Annotated in this window: 12 protein-coding genes; 8 read left to right on the top strand and 4 right to left on the bottom strand. The window is 65.5% G+C overall.

Features of this window, described 5'->3' with window-relative positions:
- Nucleotides 1-49 precede the first annotated feature (49 nt).
- The 5 genes from ZAL01S_RS00665 to ZAL01S_RS00645 all read left to right on the top strand — a co-directional run bounded on the left by ZAL01S_RS00665 (nt 50) and on the right by ZAL01S_RS00645 (nt 6,816).
- Complete coding sequence (locus tag ZAL01S_RS00665) at nt 50-1,396, top strand: magnesium transporter MgtE N-terminal domain-containing protein (protein WP_066078250.1); 1,347 nt, start codon at nt 50-52, stop codon at nt 1,394-1,396.
- Nucleotides 1,383-2,018 carry a DUF1003 domain-containing protein gene (locus ZAL01S_RS00660; protein WP_083522942.1) on the top strand — a complete coding sequence of 212 codons (636 nt, stop codon included), beginning with the start codon at nt 1,383-1,385 and terminating at the stop codon, nt 2,016-2,018. Before ZAL01S_RS00665 ends, ZAL01S_RS00660 begins: the two co-directional genes overlap by 14 nt.
- Nucleotides 2,011-3,204, top strand: a complete 1,194-nt coding sequence (locus ZAL01S_RS00655; RefSeq protein ID WP_066078247.1) for an Mrp/NBP35 family ATP-binding protein — start codon at nt 2,011-2,013, stop codon at nt 3,202-3,204. Before ZAL01S_RS00660 ends, ZAL01S_RS00655 begins: the two co-directional genes overlap by 8 nt.
- Nucleotides 3,205-3,355: 151 nt before the next feature.
- A complete protein-coding gene (locus tag ZAL01S_RS00650; protein ID WP_066078244.1) occupies nt 3,356-5,878 on the top strand; it encodes an esterase-like activity of phytase family protein in 2,523 nt (840 codons plus the stop codon).
- A 209-nt stretch (nt 5,879-6,087) separates the two neighbouring features.
- A complete protein-coding gene (locus tag ZAL01S_RS00645) occupies nt 6,088-6,816 on the top strand; it encodes a hypothetical protein (RefSeq protein WP_066078241.1) in 729 nt (242 codons plus the stop codon).
- Nucleotides 6,817-6,887: 71 nt separating this feature from the next.
- Here the strand turns inward: ZAL01S_RS00645 and ZAL01S_RS00640 are convergent, their stop codons facing one another.
- Nucleotides 6,888-7,364, bottom strand: a complete 477-nt coding sequence (locus ZAL01S_RS00640; RefSeq protein WP_083522940.1) for a Sec-independent protein translocase family protein — start codon at nt 7,362-7,364, stop codon at nt 6,888-6,890.
- Nucleotides 7,365-7,470: 106 nt separating this feature from the next.
- Between ZAL01S_RS00640 and ZAL01S_RS00635 the strand changes: the two genes are divergently transcribed.
- Complete coding sequence (locus ZAL01S_RS00635) at nt 7,471-8,100, top strand: O-methyltransferase (protein ID WP_066078238.1); 630 nt, start codon at nt 7,471-7,473, stop codon at nt 8,098-8,100.
- 72 nt (nt 8,101-8,172) lie between these two features.
- Here ZAL01S_RS00635 and ZAL01S_RS09665 read toward each other — a convergent pair whose 3' ends face one another.
- Nucleotides 8,173-8,340, bottom strand: a complete 168-nt coding sequence (locus ZAL01S_RS09665; protein WP_083522939.1) for a DUF3117 domain-containing protein — start codon at nt 8,338-8,340, stop codon at nt 8,173-8,175.
- A 212-nt stretch (nt 8,341-8,552) separates the two neighbouring features.
- On the opposite strand from ZAL01S_RS09665, the gene ZAL01S_RS00630 reads away from it, so the two are divergent.
- Nucleotides 8,553-9,146, top strand: a complete 594-nt coding sequence (locus ZAL01S_RS00630; protein WP_066078235.1) for a superoxide dismutase — start codon at nt 8,553-8,555, stop codon at nt 9,144-9,146.
- Nucleotides 9,147-9,203: 57 nt separating this feature from the next.
- Here the strand turns inward: ZAL01S_RS00630 and ZAL01S_RS00625 are convergent, their stop codons facing one another.
- Together ZAL01S_RS00625 and dapE are read right to left on the bottom strand one after the other, a co-directional pair.
- Nucleotides 9,204-10,586: a hypothetical protein gene (locus ZAL01S_RS00625; protein WP_066078232.1), complete on the bottom strand. Its 1,383-nt coding sequence runs from the start codon at nt 10,584-10,586 to the stop codon at nt 9,204-9,206.
- Entirely contained in the window at nt 10,583-11,707 is a 1,125-nt protein-coding gene (gene dapE, locus ZAL01S_RS00620) for a succinyl-diaminopimelate desuccinylase (protein ID WP_066079267.1), read from the bottom strand. The genes ZAL01S_RS00625 and dapE overlap by 4 nt, the downstream gene beginning before the upstream one ends.
- 126 nt (nt 11,708-11,833) lie before the next feature.
- Here dapE and dapD point away from each other — a divergent pair, with 126 nt between their 5' ends.
- Nucleotides 11,834-12,823 carry a 2,3,4,5-tetrahydropyridine-2,6-dicarboxylate N-succinyltransferase gene (gene dapD / locus ZAL01S_RS00615; protein WP_066078230.1) on the top strand — a complete coding sequence of 330 codons (990 nt, stop codon included), beginning with the start codon at nt 11,834-11,836 and terminating at the stop codon, nt 12,821-12,823.
- The last annotated feature ends 58 nt before the right edge of the window (nt 12,824-12,881 follow it).

The raw sequence follows: 12,881 nt of genomic DNA, 5'->3' as shown, positions 1-12,881 counted from the left end.
CGATCCCGGCACACACCGCGCTCGCGAAGGCACGCGTTAGCCTTGACCAGTGAGCGTCTCGAAGGTCTTTGTTGCCCGCCTGGCAAATTGCGGCGTCTTTGATCCCGACGGCCTGCGGATTGGCAAGGTCAGGGATGTCATTGTCGTGTTCCGCGCCGCTCATGCGCCGCGCGTGAACGGCCTCGCGGTTGAGGTGCCGGGCAAGCGTCAGATCTTCATCCCGATCAAGCAGATCACCTCGATCGGTTCCGCGCAGATCATCGCCGACGGCGTCGTGGATCTTCGCCGCTTTGAGCAGCGCGGTGAAGAGGTCCGTCTCATCGGCGAGATCATTGGTCGCCGCGTCACCTTTGCCGACGGCAGCGGTGCGGGCACGATCGATGACGTCTCGATCGAGCAGGATGATGCCGACGACTGGAACGTCGGGCAGCTCTTCCTGCGTCTCCCCCGCAAGGGCGCCTCGTTCTTCGGCAAGGCACCCTCGCGCTACGCCACCTGGGACGAGCTCGAGATCGACCTCAGCATCGAGGGCGACCACTCGGCGACTGCCTTCCTCACCGCGCACTCCGAAATGCGCCCCTCCGACCTTGCGACGACGCTCCTCGAACTCCCCCGTAACCGCATGTACGAGGTTGCGGCCGAGCTCCCCGACGAGCGCCTCGCGGACGTCCTCGAGGAAATGTACGAAGAGGACCAGGTCGCGATCATCGAGCACCTCGACGATCAGCACGCCGCCGACGTCCTCGACCGGATGCAGCCTGACGACGCAGCCGACCTTGTCGCCCGTCTTGACGCCGAACGCACCGAGCAGCTCCTCGAACTCATGGAGCCAGAAGAGGCCGAAGACGTGCGCATGCTCCTCGAGTTCGCGCCGAACACGGCCGGTGGTCTCATGACAACCGACCCGGTCATCGTCTCGCAAGACACGACCATTGCCGAAGTGCTCGCGATCATCCGTGAAAAGGAGCTTCCGGCGGCCCTCGCGACGACCGTCTTCGTCACGATGTCGCCGTATGAACCGCCAACGGGACGCTTCCTCGGCATCGTCCACTTCCAGCGGCTGCTGCGTCACCCTCCACACGAGACGATCGGCACAATCCTCGACCGAAGCTCGGAGCCGGTCCGCACCGAGACGCCGGATGCCGAGGTGAGCCGCGTGCTCGCAAGCTACGACCTCATGGCCCTCGCGGTCGTGGACGAGGAGCACCGTCTCGTCGGCGCGATCACGGTCGACGACGTCCTTGACCACATCCTGCCGGCCGACTGGCGGTCACCGAACCGCCAGCAGAAGAACCCAGCGCAGGCTCCGCGCCTCATCGGTCGTGCCCCGCGCGGCGGCAGCCACGCGGCTGGTGGACCCCACCAGCGTGAGGGGGGTGCACATGGCGGCCACTGAATCGCGTGATTTCGACGAGGAACTCGCGGCAACGCCCAAGTCTGAATCGCGTCGACGCTGGCGTGCCCGTTCCCGCGATCGCGACCGTGACAAGGAGCGCGAGCCGAGTGACCGCCTCGGTCGCGCCATGGAGGCGGTCGCCCGCGGCATGGGCACGTCCATGTTCCTCATCATCCTCACGATCTTCGTGACCATCTGGATGACGTGGAACTCGGTCGCGCCCGAAGCCTGGCGCTTTGACTCCGCCGACATTGGCTTCACCGCGCTCACGCTCATGCTCTCACTGCAGGCCTCCTACGCCGCGCCTATGCTGCTTCTCGCGCAGAACCGGCAGGATGACCGAGACCGCGTCCAGATTGAGCAGGACCGTCAGCGTGCCGAACGCAATACCGCTGACCTCGAATACCTCGCGCGCGAGATCGTGGCCCTCCGCATCCTTGTGAAGGACATGGCGACGAAGGACTTCATCCGCGCCGAGCTGCGTGCCCTTCTCGAGGACATCGAGGAGCTCGATGAAGACGATGACGACGAGGAGCCCGCCGCCGCATCCGGCACGGACGCAGCACGAGCCATTCTCGAACGCCGCGAGGCATCACGACGAAGGATGCGCGACCGTGACTAACCCCGATTCGACCCTCTGGCGAGCGCTCGCGACCGTCAGCGATCCGGAGCTTCGCCGCCCCATCACCGAACTCGGCATGGTGGAGCGAGTCGATGAGTTCGCCCCGCCGCGAGCCGATGGCATGCGCGCGAGTGTCGAGATTCGGCTCACGATTGTGGGCTGCCCGGCTGCCGCACGCATCGAAGCAGCAGTGCGTCAGGCCATCGAAACGGTTGTGCCCGCCGGCGAGTATGAGCTTGAGATTGGCGTGATGACGCCCGAGCAGCGCGCCGCGCTCGTGTCAAAGCTGCGCGGGGCACGCCCGAAGCAGCATCCCTTCGGAAAAGACTCCCTCACCCGCGTCATTGCCGTCACGAGCGGCAAGGGCGGCGTCGGCAAGTCAACGGTGACGGCAAACCTCGCGGCGCAGTTTGCCGCTGACGGCCTGCTCGTCGGACTCGTGGATGCAGACGTACACGGATTTTCCATCCCGGGCCTCATGGGGCTCGCTGGTGACGACGCTGACGCGAAGAGCGAGACAGGGTCGGCCCGACCGACTCGCGTGGGCGAGCTCATCCTTCCGCCGATCATCCACGGTGTGAAGGTCATCTCGATCGGCATGTTCCTGGGCGACAATGAGCAGCACGGCGGCGTCGTTGCCTGGCGCGGCCCGATGCTGCACCGCACGCTCGAGCAGTTCCTGCGTGACGTCCACTTTGGCGACCTCGATGTCCTGCTCGTCGATCTCCCACCGGGAACCGGTGATGTCGCGATCTCGCTGGGACAGCTTCTGCCGAATGCCGAGGTGGTCGTCGTGACGACTCCGCAGGATGCCGCTGCCGAGGTTGCCTGGCGATCTGGTGCGCTGGCCCGCAAGACCGGTCAGCGCGTGGTCGGTGTCATCGAGACGATGTCACCCATGCAGATGCCCGACGGTTCCCGCTTTGCCGTATTTGGTGAGGGCGGCGGCGCCCGCGTCGCGGAACGCCTGTCGCTTGAGACGCAGGAGGGGCATCCCTCCCCTGTTCCGCTCCTCGCCGAGGTGCCCCTCGACGAGCTGTTGCGCACGGATGGCGATGCGGGCATTCCGCACGTGCTCGCCCACCCGGAGGCTGCCTCCGCCCAGGCGCTCACCGCCGCTGCACGGACGCTTGCGCGCGCGAAGCGGGGCCTTGCCGGTCGTGCGCTTCCGCTGAGCCTCAACTAGCCCGTTCTGCCTCTGTTTTGGCTACCTCGTGTTCATTCGCGTGGGCCAGTCTGGGCGCTATTCCGGGCACATTCGCAGGTGCGTTCCCCTCCCAAGTTTGAGCACTGCTGCTGTTCGGATGCATTGTCACCCCCAGACAGCAGGAGCCTTCATGCGATTCCAGCGTTTCGCCCCGGCAGCCGCCCTTGCCATCGCAAGCCTCTCGTTCGCGGCCGTCGCGTCCCCCACGTTTCCGGCTGTTGCGGCCGGCACCCCGCAGCTCTTTGAACGCACCGCCACGTACCCCGTGTACCTCAATGTGCCCGCCGGTGTTGACCCGGCAGCCGAAACGGTCGCGGAGATTTCCACGGTCACGCCCGATGGCAACACGGTTATCTACACGGATGCTGCTGGCAAGCGCATCGGTTTCCTCGACATCTCGACCCCGGCCGCACCGCAGGGTCTCGGCACGGTCTCGCTCGCCGAGCTCGGCCACGCCGACGACCAGCCGACCTCGGTCGCCGCGTACGGCGACTACGTGCTCGTCGTCATCGACGAGACTGGCGGCGACTTCCCCAACCCGAAGGGCCGTGTTGACGTTCTCCGCGTGAGTGACCGCACCCGCGTCGCCTCGATTGACCTCGGCGGCCAGCCTGACTCGATCGCGATCTCGCACGACGGCAAGGTTGCGATCGCCATGGAGAACCAGCGCGACGAAAACCGCGCAGACGTCAACGGTGGCCTTCCCCAACTCCCGGGCGGCTTCGTCCAGACCCTCGACCTCACCGTCGGCGCCCCGAGCACGTGGACGCCGACCCCGATCAACTTCCTCGATGCCTCGGGCGCGCCCCTCCCGATCGTCGCCGCAGCTGGCCTCGTCTCGCCGGAAGACCCGGAGCCCGAGTACGTCTCGATCAACTCGAAGAACCAGCTCGCCGTCACGCTCCAGGAGAACAACGGCGTCGCGATCATCGACCTCAACACGAAGCAGATCACGAATGTGTGGAGCGCTGGACAAGCCACCGCAACGAACGTTGACGCCACCAAGGACGGCAAGATCTCGCTCACCGAAACGGTCACCGCTTCCCGCGAGCCCGACGCCATCGGCTGGGTCGACGACACGCACCTCGCAACCGCCAACGAAGGCGACTGGAAGGGCGGCAGCCGCGGCTGGACCGTCTTCTCGCCGAGCGGCGAGGTCCTCTGGGACGCTGACGGCAGCTTCGAGCAGCTCGCCGTCGAATACGGCCTCTACAACGACTCGCGCGCTGGCAAGAAGGGCACCGAGCCTGAAGGCATCGCCATGGCAACCATGAACGGTGTCCGCTACGCCTTTGTCGCCTCGGAGCGCTCGAACTTCGTCGCCGTCTACGACATGACGAACCCCGCCTCGCCGAAGTTCGTGCAGACGCTCTTCACCACGAACGGCCCCGAGGGCATCCTCCCCATCGAGTCGCGCAACATGCTCGTGGTCTCGAGCGAGACGGATGACGCCTCGGTTGGTGTGCGCGCTTCGGTGAACATCTTCCAGATCGGCGCCACGAACGACGGCCAGGCGAGCATCGTCTCGGGCCCGGACGCGAACGGCATGCCGATCGGCTGGAGCGCACTTGGTGCGCTCTCGGCTGACCCGGCTGATGCCAGCCGCCTCTACGCCGCCTCGGACATCGCACTCAAGACGAGCCGCATCTACTCGATCGCATCGACCGCATCGCCGGCTGTCATCGACCGCGTCATCGAGGTCACGAACGCGGATGGCACCCCTGCCAAGTACGACATCGAAGGCCTCTACGCTCGCCCGGACGGCGGCTTCTGGCTCGCCTCGGAGGGTGCAACGGGTGCCGAGAACCTCATCGTCCGCACCGACGCCGCAGGCAAGACGCTCGACACGATTGCCCTCCCGGCAGAGGTGAGCGCACACATCGGCAAGTGGGGCTTCGAAGGCATCACCGCTACGACGAACGCCCAGGGCGAAGAGCTCCTCTACGTCGCCATCCAGCGTCCGCTCTGGCAGGACCCGACGGCCAAGCCGCTCGCTGCCCTCGAGGGTGAGAACACGACCCGCATCGGTCAGTACAACACGGTGACTGGTACCTGGAACTGGATTCAGTACGAGCTCGAGCCCACCTCGGTGGCTGGCGACTGGATGGGTCTCTCCGAGATCACGATGCTCTCGGACGGCCGCCTCGCGGTCATTGAGCGCGACAAACTCAACGGCCCGAACGCGACCGCCAAGCGCCTCTACACGGTCGAGGTTCCCGACTTCGGCACCGGCGCGAACCAGGTCATCGCAGCCAAGAAGACCCTCGCCTTCGACGCGCTTCCGGTGCTCCAGTCGACGAACGGCTGGACCCAGGAAAAGCTTGAGGGCATGACGGTCCGCGGCGACGGCCAGGTGTGCATCGTCACCGACAACGACGGCCTCAAGGACGCCACCGGCGAGACGGTGTTCCGTTGCATCGGCACCGAAGCTGAGGTCTTCGGCATCGAGCAGCCGGCCACCGCAACGCCGGCACCGACTGCATCGACAACACCGAGCGACACCCCCGCCGCCGAGACGCCCGCAGCCGAAGAAGCCGCTGGCAACGACCTCGCAGGCACCGGTGCTGACCTCGGTGTGGCAGCCGGTATCGCCGCGTTCGCCCTTGGCCTCCTCGGCCTCGGCTCAATCGCCGCTCGCCGTCGCAACGCCTAGCAGCTCACCGCACCACACGCCTCGGGCGGTCACGGTTTCCGTGGCCGCCCGAGGCATGTGCGTGTCGGGTTCCGAGCATCCACGGATGTGTGCGCGCAACGCCCCGTGAAGTTGTGCCTGCTGCACAAGCGAGGCCCTACTCATGAAGGAGCAGGACTACGCTGCCAAGAGGCGTCGGTCCCCAATGCCGCGCCGAACGGAGGCACCCCATGTTTGGTCACCGCCGCGAGGATGACTCGGCCGCGAGCGAGGAATTTGCGCAGGACACCAGCGCGAAGCTCGAGCTCCCCGACCTCGCCGAAGTTGGGGACCTCCACCCTGCTGCTGTCCGCATGGATCCTGCCCTCGCACGCTTTCCCGAACGCTTCGCGGTTGGCACCTCAGACCGCAAGCGCGTCGTCGCGCTGGGGTTCGTCCTGTTTGGCATCGGGGCCTTCATCATGATCCTGCTCAACTTCAACACCTTCTTCGGCAGCCTCAGCCAGATGCAGAGCGGTGAGGAACGGCAGCCCCTCGGCCCGATGATCCCGATCATGCTCGCGGTCGTCGCTGTGGTAGGCATTGTCGCAGGTGTCCGTATGCTGCAGCGATACAGCACCGAGTTCCGTCTGGCGGAAACGAATGAGGCGCTCGACTCACGCACCTTCTGGTTCCACTACCCGAAAGAGGCAAGCGGGGAGCTCGTTGACCTGTTCCTGTCGGGCAACCCCGCGAAGTACCACGAGCCGCGCCTCGCAAATGGCAAGCTGAGCCTCTCGCTCCACTTTGAGCGCAGCGCCCCGCGCGTGTGGATTACCTCATCGTTCGGCACCGGCACCCAGCGAGAGCCGCTCGTGTGCGCCATGCTCGAGGGCCCCTCGGTCGAGACGATGCGAGTGGAAACGCGGATGGAAAAGATGCGTCGCGCGAATGCCATCATCCCGAACCTCGACAAGTAGCCACTTCTCACGACACGCTGCCGGCGCAGGGCAGGGATGTCGTCAGGCCGCCGTGTGCGGTGGGTGACGGTCTAGGTGGCCTCACTGTCGAACGGGGCGCCGAGCTCGACCTGTGAGACGGCGACCTCATCGCTTCCCTCGCTCGCCCACGCGGGACGTGAGCTGCTGGCCACAGCGGCGGTCACACCGGCAGCGGCACCGGCTTCGGCGGGAGCTTCAGCTGCTCGCGCGGCCGCGGACTGCGCCAGCCGTTCCGACTTCGTAGGCTTTTTCTTCGCAGGCGTTGCGGGCGGCAGGTCTTCGAGGAGCGCATCCCGGATGATGCGGCGTGGGTCGTACTGACGCGGATCGAGCTGCTTCCAGTCGATGTCGTCGAATTCCTCGCCCATCTCTTCACGCAGGCGGCCCTTTGCGGAATCCGCCTGCCCCCGCACCCAGTGAACGGCGCGTGCGAGCTGCTCGGCTGCCTGCGGCAATTTGTCTGGGCCAATGATGAACGCTGCAATCACCCCGATGAGGAGCAGCTTTTCAAAGGTGAGCCCAAACATGCCCAACAGAATACGCTGCCCGCGTGGCCCACTCGGGACGTGTCGCCTCTCAGACCGCTCTCTGGCCCGCAGGATCTCTTGCAGCTGCACTGAGTACGCTGAAGGAATGTCTGATCTTGAGCTCAATGCGCGGTACCTCGACGAGCAGGTGCAAGAAAGCTCGGTTCAGTTCGCCGCACGTCGGCGCGCGCTCGAGCTCGGCTTCCGCCCGGTCTCACCGCTCGCTGGCCGTCACCTGGCCGGCGTTGCCGCGATGTGCCGCTCCCGGCACATCCTGGAGATCGGCGGTGGCATCGGTACGAGCGCGCTCTGGCTTCGACGGGGCGCTCCCGACGCGAACCTCACGATCCTTGAGGCGGGCGCAGACCACGCGGCCGAAGCCCGCCGGGCGCTACTCGCCTCCGGCGCACGTCCGAGCCAGTTACGCATTATTTCCGGGGCCGACACTGACGTGCTCGCACGGATGAGTGACGCGGGCTACGACCTCGTCGTCCTCGCTGACGATGCACCCCGCTTCCCCGCACGACTGCAGCACGCGCTTCGTCTCATCCGAAACGGTGGGACGATCGTAGCGCTCGGTGCGATGCGCGGCTCCGCCGTGGCCTCCCCCGCTCGACGCGACCGTCTCACGATGGACTTCCGCGACATCATTTCCGAGCTTGAACGCCATCCCGACTTTGTCGTCTCGATCCTGCCGATCGAGGGCGGCATCCTGCACCTCACTAAGCGCAGCTAGGCGCTGCACACCCACACACGTCAGCGGGCCCATCCACCAAGTGGATGGGCCCGCTGACGTGTGTGGGTGTACTTAGGCGACTGCTGCGTCGAGCGCGTCGCGGAGCTCCTTGGCTTCGTCATCGTTGACGGAAACCACCAGGCGACCGCCACCCTCGAGGGGCACGCGAACGATGATGAGTCGTCCCTCACGGACTGCTTCCATGGGACCGTCACCGGTGCGCGGCTTCATCGCGGCCATGTTGTTCCTCCTACGTTTGAAACTCGGTACTCGGACAGTTTAGTCGGACTGACCCTGGAGTTTTCTCAACGGAGGGTCTAGGCTGTGCCGTTCGCCACGGGCGTGACGATCCGTATCAATGTTTGGAGTCTTCGTACGGGTCGTGGGTGTAGGTTCACTCGTGTTCGCGCGGCGCAGAGCGAGCGCCGCAACCCCCTCGAAAGGACGCTTCCGTGGCTGAATTCACGCTGCCCGACCTCCCCTACGACTACGCCGCGCTGGAGCCGCACATCTCCGCCAAGATCATGGAGCTCCACCACTCGAAGCACCACGCGACCTACGTCAAGGGCGCGAACACGGCCCTCGAGCAGCTCGCCGAGGCCCGCGACAAGGGTGACTTCGCCAACATCAACAAGCTCGAGAAGGACCTCGCCTTCAACGTCGGCGGCGTCAACAACCACTCGATCTTCTGGACCAACCTCACCCCCGACTACGAAGAGCCGGCCGGTTCGGCCAAGGAGCTCCTCGAGAACGAGTTCGGTGGCCTCGAGAAGTTCAAGGCACAGTTCGAGGCCGTCGCCCTCGGCATCCAGGGCTCGGGCTGGGCAGTCCTCGGTCGCGACAACGCCACCGGCAACGTCTCGACCTTCCAGCTCTTCGACCAGCAGGGCAACGTCCCCTTCGGCGTGACGCCACTGCTCATGCTCGACATGTGGGAGCACGCCTTCTACCTCGACTACCAGAATGTCAAGGCTGACTACGTGAAGGCCTTCTGGAACATCGTGAACTGGAAGAACGTCGCCGAGCGCATCGACGCCGCCAAGTAAGCCACACACAAAGGGCCCCGAACGGAACGCCGTTCGGGGCCCTTTGCTCTGTGCGGTTTACGGGGGCGACCAGTCGTAGTCAATGACGTACCAGCACATCCAGATCCAGGCCACCTGACCGAGAATCGACAGCACCATCATCACGACCCGATAGAGCGGCGACTTCGGCACCCCCACCACGGCGAGTGACGGGAACAGCGGCATGAGGAGGCGGAAGGTGGAGGACTGCGGGAAGAACACGGCGAGGATGTAGCTGAGGTAGCTCACCAGCCACAGCCGGATCTCGATACCGAGGCGTGCGCCAAGCCGCGAGGCGATGAGCCCAAAACAACATCCGAAGAAGAGCACAACCACAACCGCGCCCCCACCCCAGGTGAGCACATCGCGCCACGGCTCGGGCAGTGAACGACCTGTCGCGAAGTCGATCCAGTACTGGGCGCCCTGGAACCAGCCTGTGAAGGGGCCGTGGAAGGTGTCCCAGCCGGTGTAGTGCGAGCGCCAGGCGAACTCCGTGTCGAGGTAGGCGGAGGGAATGCCGGTCGCGATCCACGCGACGAACACCCAGCCAAAGCCCGAGATGACCGACACCACGATGGCGATGACGACATCCCAGCGCTCGGTCGTCGAAAACTGTTCGAGCCCGCGGCGGGCCGTCCAGATTCGGTACGCGAGGTAGAGCACGAGCGTCATGGCCCAGGCGAGGCCCGTGGGCCTGGTGAAGGATGCGAGCACGATGACCGGCACCATGACCATCCACCGCCGCTCGACGAGGCAGATGAGGAGCACCGTGAGCAAGAACGCGTGGAGTGCTTCCGCATAGCCGACCTGGAAAATGACGCTCGTCGGCATGAAGCACACGAGCGCGGTACCGAACATCGCGCCGCTCGGGTCGACCACGTGCGAGAAGAGTCGGTGCACGGCAAAGGCGACGCCGAGGCCTGCGAGCACCGAGATGGTGATCGAGAGCGCCTCAAACGGCATCCCCGTGATCGCCATCATGAGGCGAATGAGGCACGGGTAGACGGGCATGAACGCCCAGGCGTTCTCGGTGATGTGCCCCTGGTCATCCATCGGCAGCGTTGTGGGATACCCGCCGTAGGCGATGCGTGAATACCACTCCGCATCCCAGATGTTCGCGAACTCGAGGTAGTTCGGCTGCGGATTCGTTTGCCACGTTGCATCCTCGCGGGCGGCAAAAGTGAGCAGGATGATCGTCGTCACGATGCGCGAGGCAAGGTAGACCGCGAGGATGCGGGCCCAGACGGGAATCGAGAGCCAACCGAGCTCAAGCGAGCCGGGCTCGTTGCTCGTCAAACGGAACGCCTCGCGCCGGATGGCCGGGTCGATGTGGCGCTGCGGGATCTCGTCACCCGGCTCACGCCAGGAATCGCCTTCCTGCCAGCGCTCCTTCACCGAGCCAAGGAAGCTCTGGATACTCATGCGCGCTCCCCCATCAGCCAGCTGTGAAGGCCCTGCTCGACCGCGGTGATGTCCTCGAGCAGCACACGTTCATCATCCGCGTGCGCCTTCTGCGGGTCGCCCGGGCCATAGTTCACGGCGGGGATGCCAAGCTCCGAGAAACGAGCAACATCCGTCCAGCCGTACTTCGGGTAGGCCTCGCCGCCCACTGCGGCGACGAAGTCACGTGCAATGTCTGCGTCAAAGCCCGGTCGAGCGGCGGCCGATCGGTCGCGAACCTCGAGATCGAAGCCATCGAAGACGTCGCGCATGAGGGCTTCCGCCTCCTCGAGCGTCTTGTCTGGCGCGAAACGGTAGTTCACGTGCACGGTGCACTCGTCGGGGATGACGTTCGGGGCGACACCCCCAGAGATGAGGGTCGCGTTGAGACCCTCGCGGTAGTCGAGCCCTTCCACGCGCACCGTCTGCGGCTCGTAGGCGTTGAGCCGGTCGAGAACCTCGGCGACCTTGTGGATGGCGTTGACGCCAGTCCACGAGCGGCCGGAGTGAGCGCGGACGCCGCGGGTGCGCACGTCACAACGGATGGAGCCGTTGCATCCACCTTCGATCTTTGCTCGTGTCGGCTCCCCGAGAATCGCGAAGTCTGCCTCGACGAGGTCGGGGCGTACTGCGGCGAGCTTGCCAAGGCCGTTCTTCTCCGCCTCGACCTCTTCGTTGTCGTAGAAGATCCACGTCACGTCGTGGATGGGAGCCTCGAGTTCGGCGGCAAGCTTCAGCGCGACCGCAACGCCCGCCTTCATGTCGACCGTGCCACGGCCCACGAGGTACTCCCCGACCCGTGTCCCCGGAACATCCGCTGCGGCAGCTTCCTCATCGAGCGTCGCGAAGTGCGTGGGCAGATTGTTGTTGATCGGCACCGTGTCGAGGTGACCAGCGATGACGATGCGGCGTGCTCGCCCAAGCATTGTGCGCGCGACGACAGTATTACCGTGACGCAGGACCTGGAGGTGGTCGTATCCGTCGAGGGCCGCCTCAATCGCATCCACCAAGCGCGATTCGTTGCCAGACTCAGAGGGGATGTCGCACACAACCTTCGTGAGCGTGATCGCATCGGCCCGAAGGTCGAGTCCCGTCGTCAACATCGTCTGGGCAAGCGCTGCACGCTGCTCGTTCGCGAGTTCATCCGGCATACGCGACAGTGTACGGATGCTCATCGACGCACGCTGACCGGTAGCCTCCTTGGACGGCGCCGCGACTAGCCTTGAGCCATGTCAGCATCCACTGTGGCTTCTTCTGTTCAGACTCCGACGCGCGCATGGGCGGCAGGCCTCGCGACCTTGACGAACGAAGACGAGGTGCTCGACAGCTGGTTCCCGGCCCCACAGCTTGGTGCGCTGCCGGATGTGGCGACGCAGCAGCAGGCGCTCGCCCAGCTCGCACACCACGAATACACGGATACGCGCCGTGGCGTGCGCCAGGAGAGCATCATCGTTGAATCGAAGCTCGACGCCCCGGTTGAATCGGTCTCGGATGCCTACCTGCGCCTACACTTGCTGAGCCACCTGCTCGTGCGCCCGAACCAGATCTCGCTCGAGGGCATCTTCGGCAATCTGCCGACGAACGCTTGGACGAGCGTCGGCCCAACGACGCCGGAGTTCGCGGCAGCACACCGCCCGGAACTCCTGCGCGCCGGCATCCAGGTGTACGCGCTCGACAAGTTCCCGCGTCTACTCGACTACGTCGTGCCGGACCGCGTGCGCATCGGTGATGGTGGCCGCGTGCGTCTTGGCGCGCACCTCGCGCCGGGAACCGTCGTCATGCACGAGGGCTTCGTGAACTTCAACGCCGGCACGCTCGGTGCCTCGATGATTGAGGGCCGTATCTCGCAGGGCGTGGTCGTGGGCGACGGCTCCGACATTGGTGGCGGCGCGTCGATCATGGGCACACTGTCGGGCGGCGGCAAGGAGCGCATCACGATCGGTGAACGGGCGCTGCTTGGCGCGAACGCCGGTGTCGGGATCTCGCTCGGCGACGACTCGATCGTGGAGGCGGGTCTGTACGTCACGGCCGGCAGCAAGGTGTACATCGTCGGTGCCGCCAACGGCGATGGCGAGCTCGGTGAGCGCCGCACGGTGAAGGCCTCGGAGCTCTCGGACGTTCCGAACCTTCTCTTCCGCCGGAACTCGGTCACCGGTGGCATCGAAGCAGTGCACCGCGAGGGCAAGAGCATCACGCTCAACTCGGAGCTGCACGCGTAGCCGCACACGAGCTGGTCGAGATCTCGATACGGCCTACTCGATCCGGCGGTGGGCGCCG

Source organism: [Zimmermannella] alba NBRC 15616 (genome assembly GCF_001570905.1).
Taxonomy (GTDB): domain Bacteria; phylum Actinomycetota; class Actinomycetes; order Actinomycetales; family Microbacteriaceae; genus Pseudoclavibacter; species Pseudoclavibacter albus.
Note: the sequence above shows the minus strand (reverse complement) of the source record. Positions and strands in the feature narration are given on the sequence as shown.

Coding starts and splice junctions, on each gene's coding strand:
- ZAL01S_RS00660 (WP_083522942.1), top strand. CDS start 1,383: ATGGCGGCCACTGAATCGCGTGATTTCGACGAGGAACTCGCGGCAACG.
- ZAL01S_RS00650 (WP_066078244.1), top strand. CDS start 3,356: ATGCGATTCCAGCGTTTCGCCCCGGCAGCCGCCCTTGCCATCGCAAGC.
- ZAL01S_RS00645 (WP_066078241.1), top strand. CDS start 6,088: ATGTTTGGTCACCGCCGCGAGGATGACTCGGCCGCGAGCGAGGAATTT.
- ZAL01S_RS00640 (WP_083522940.1), bottom strand. CDS start 7,364: ATGTTTGGGCTCACCTTTGAAAAGCTGCTCCTCATCGGGGTGATTGCA.
- ZAL01S_RS00635 (WP_066078238.1), top strand. CDS start 7,471: ATGTCTGATCTTGAGCTCAATGCGCGGTACCTCGACGAGCAGGTGCAA.
- ZAL01S_RS09665 (WP_083522939.1), bottom strand. CDS start 8,340: ATGGCCGCGATGAAGCCGCGCACCGGTGACGGTCCCATGGAAGCAGTC.
- ZAL01S_RS00625 (WP_066078232.1), bottom strand. CDS start 10,586: ATGAGTATCCAGAGCTTCCTTGGCTCGGTGAAGGAGCGCTGGCAGGAA.
- dapE (WP_066079267.1), bottom strand. CDS start 11,707: ATGTTGACGACGGGACTCGACCTTCGGGCCGATGCGATCACGCTCACG.
- dapD (WP_066078230.1), top strand. CDS start 11,834: ATGTCAGCATCCACTGTGGCTTCTTCTGTTCAGACTCCGACGCGCGCA.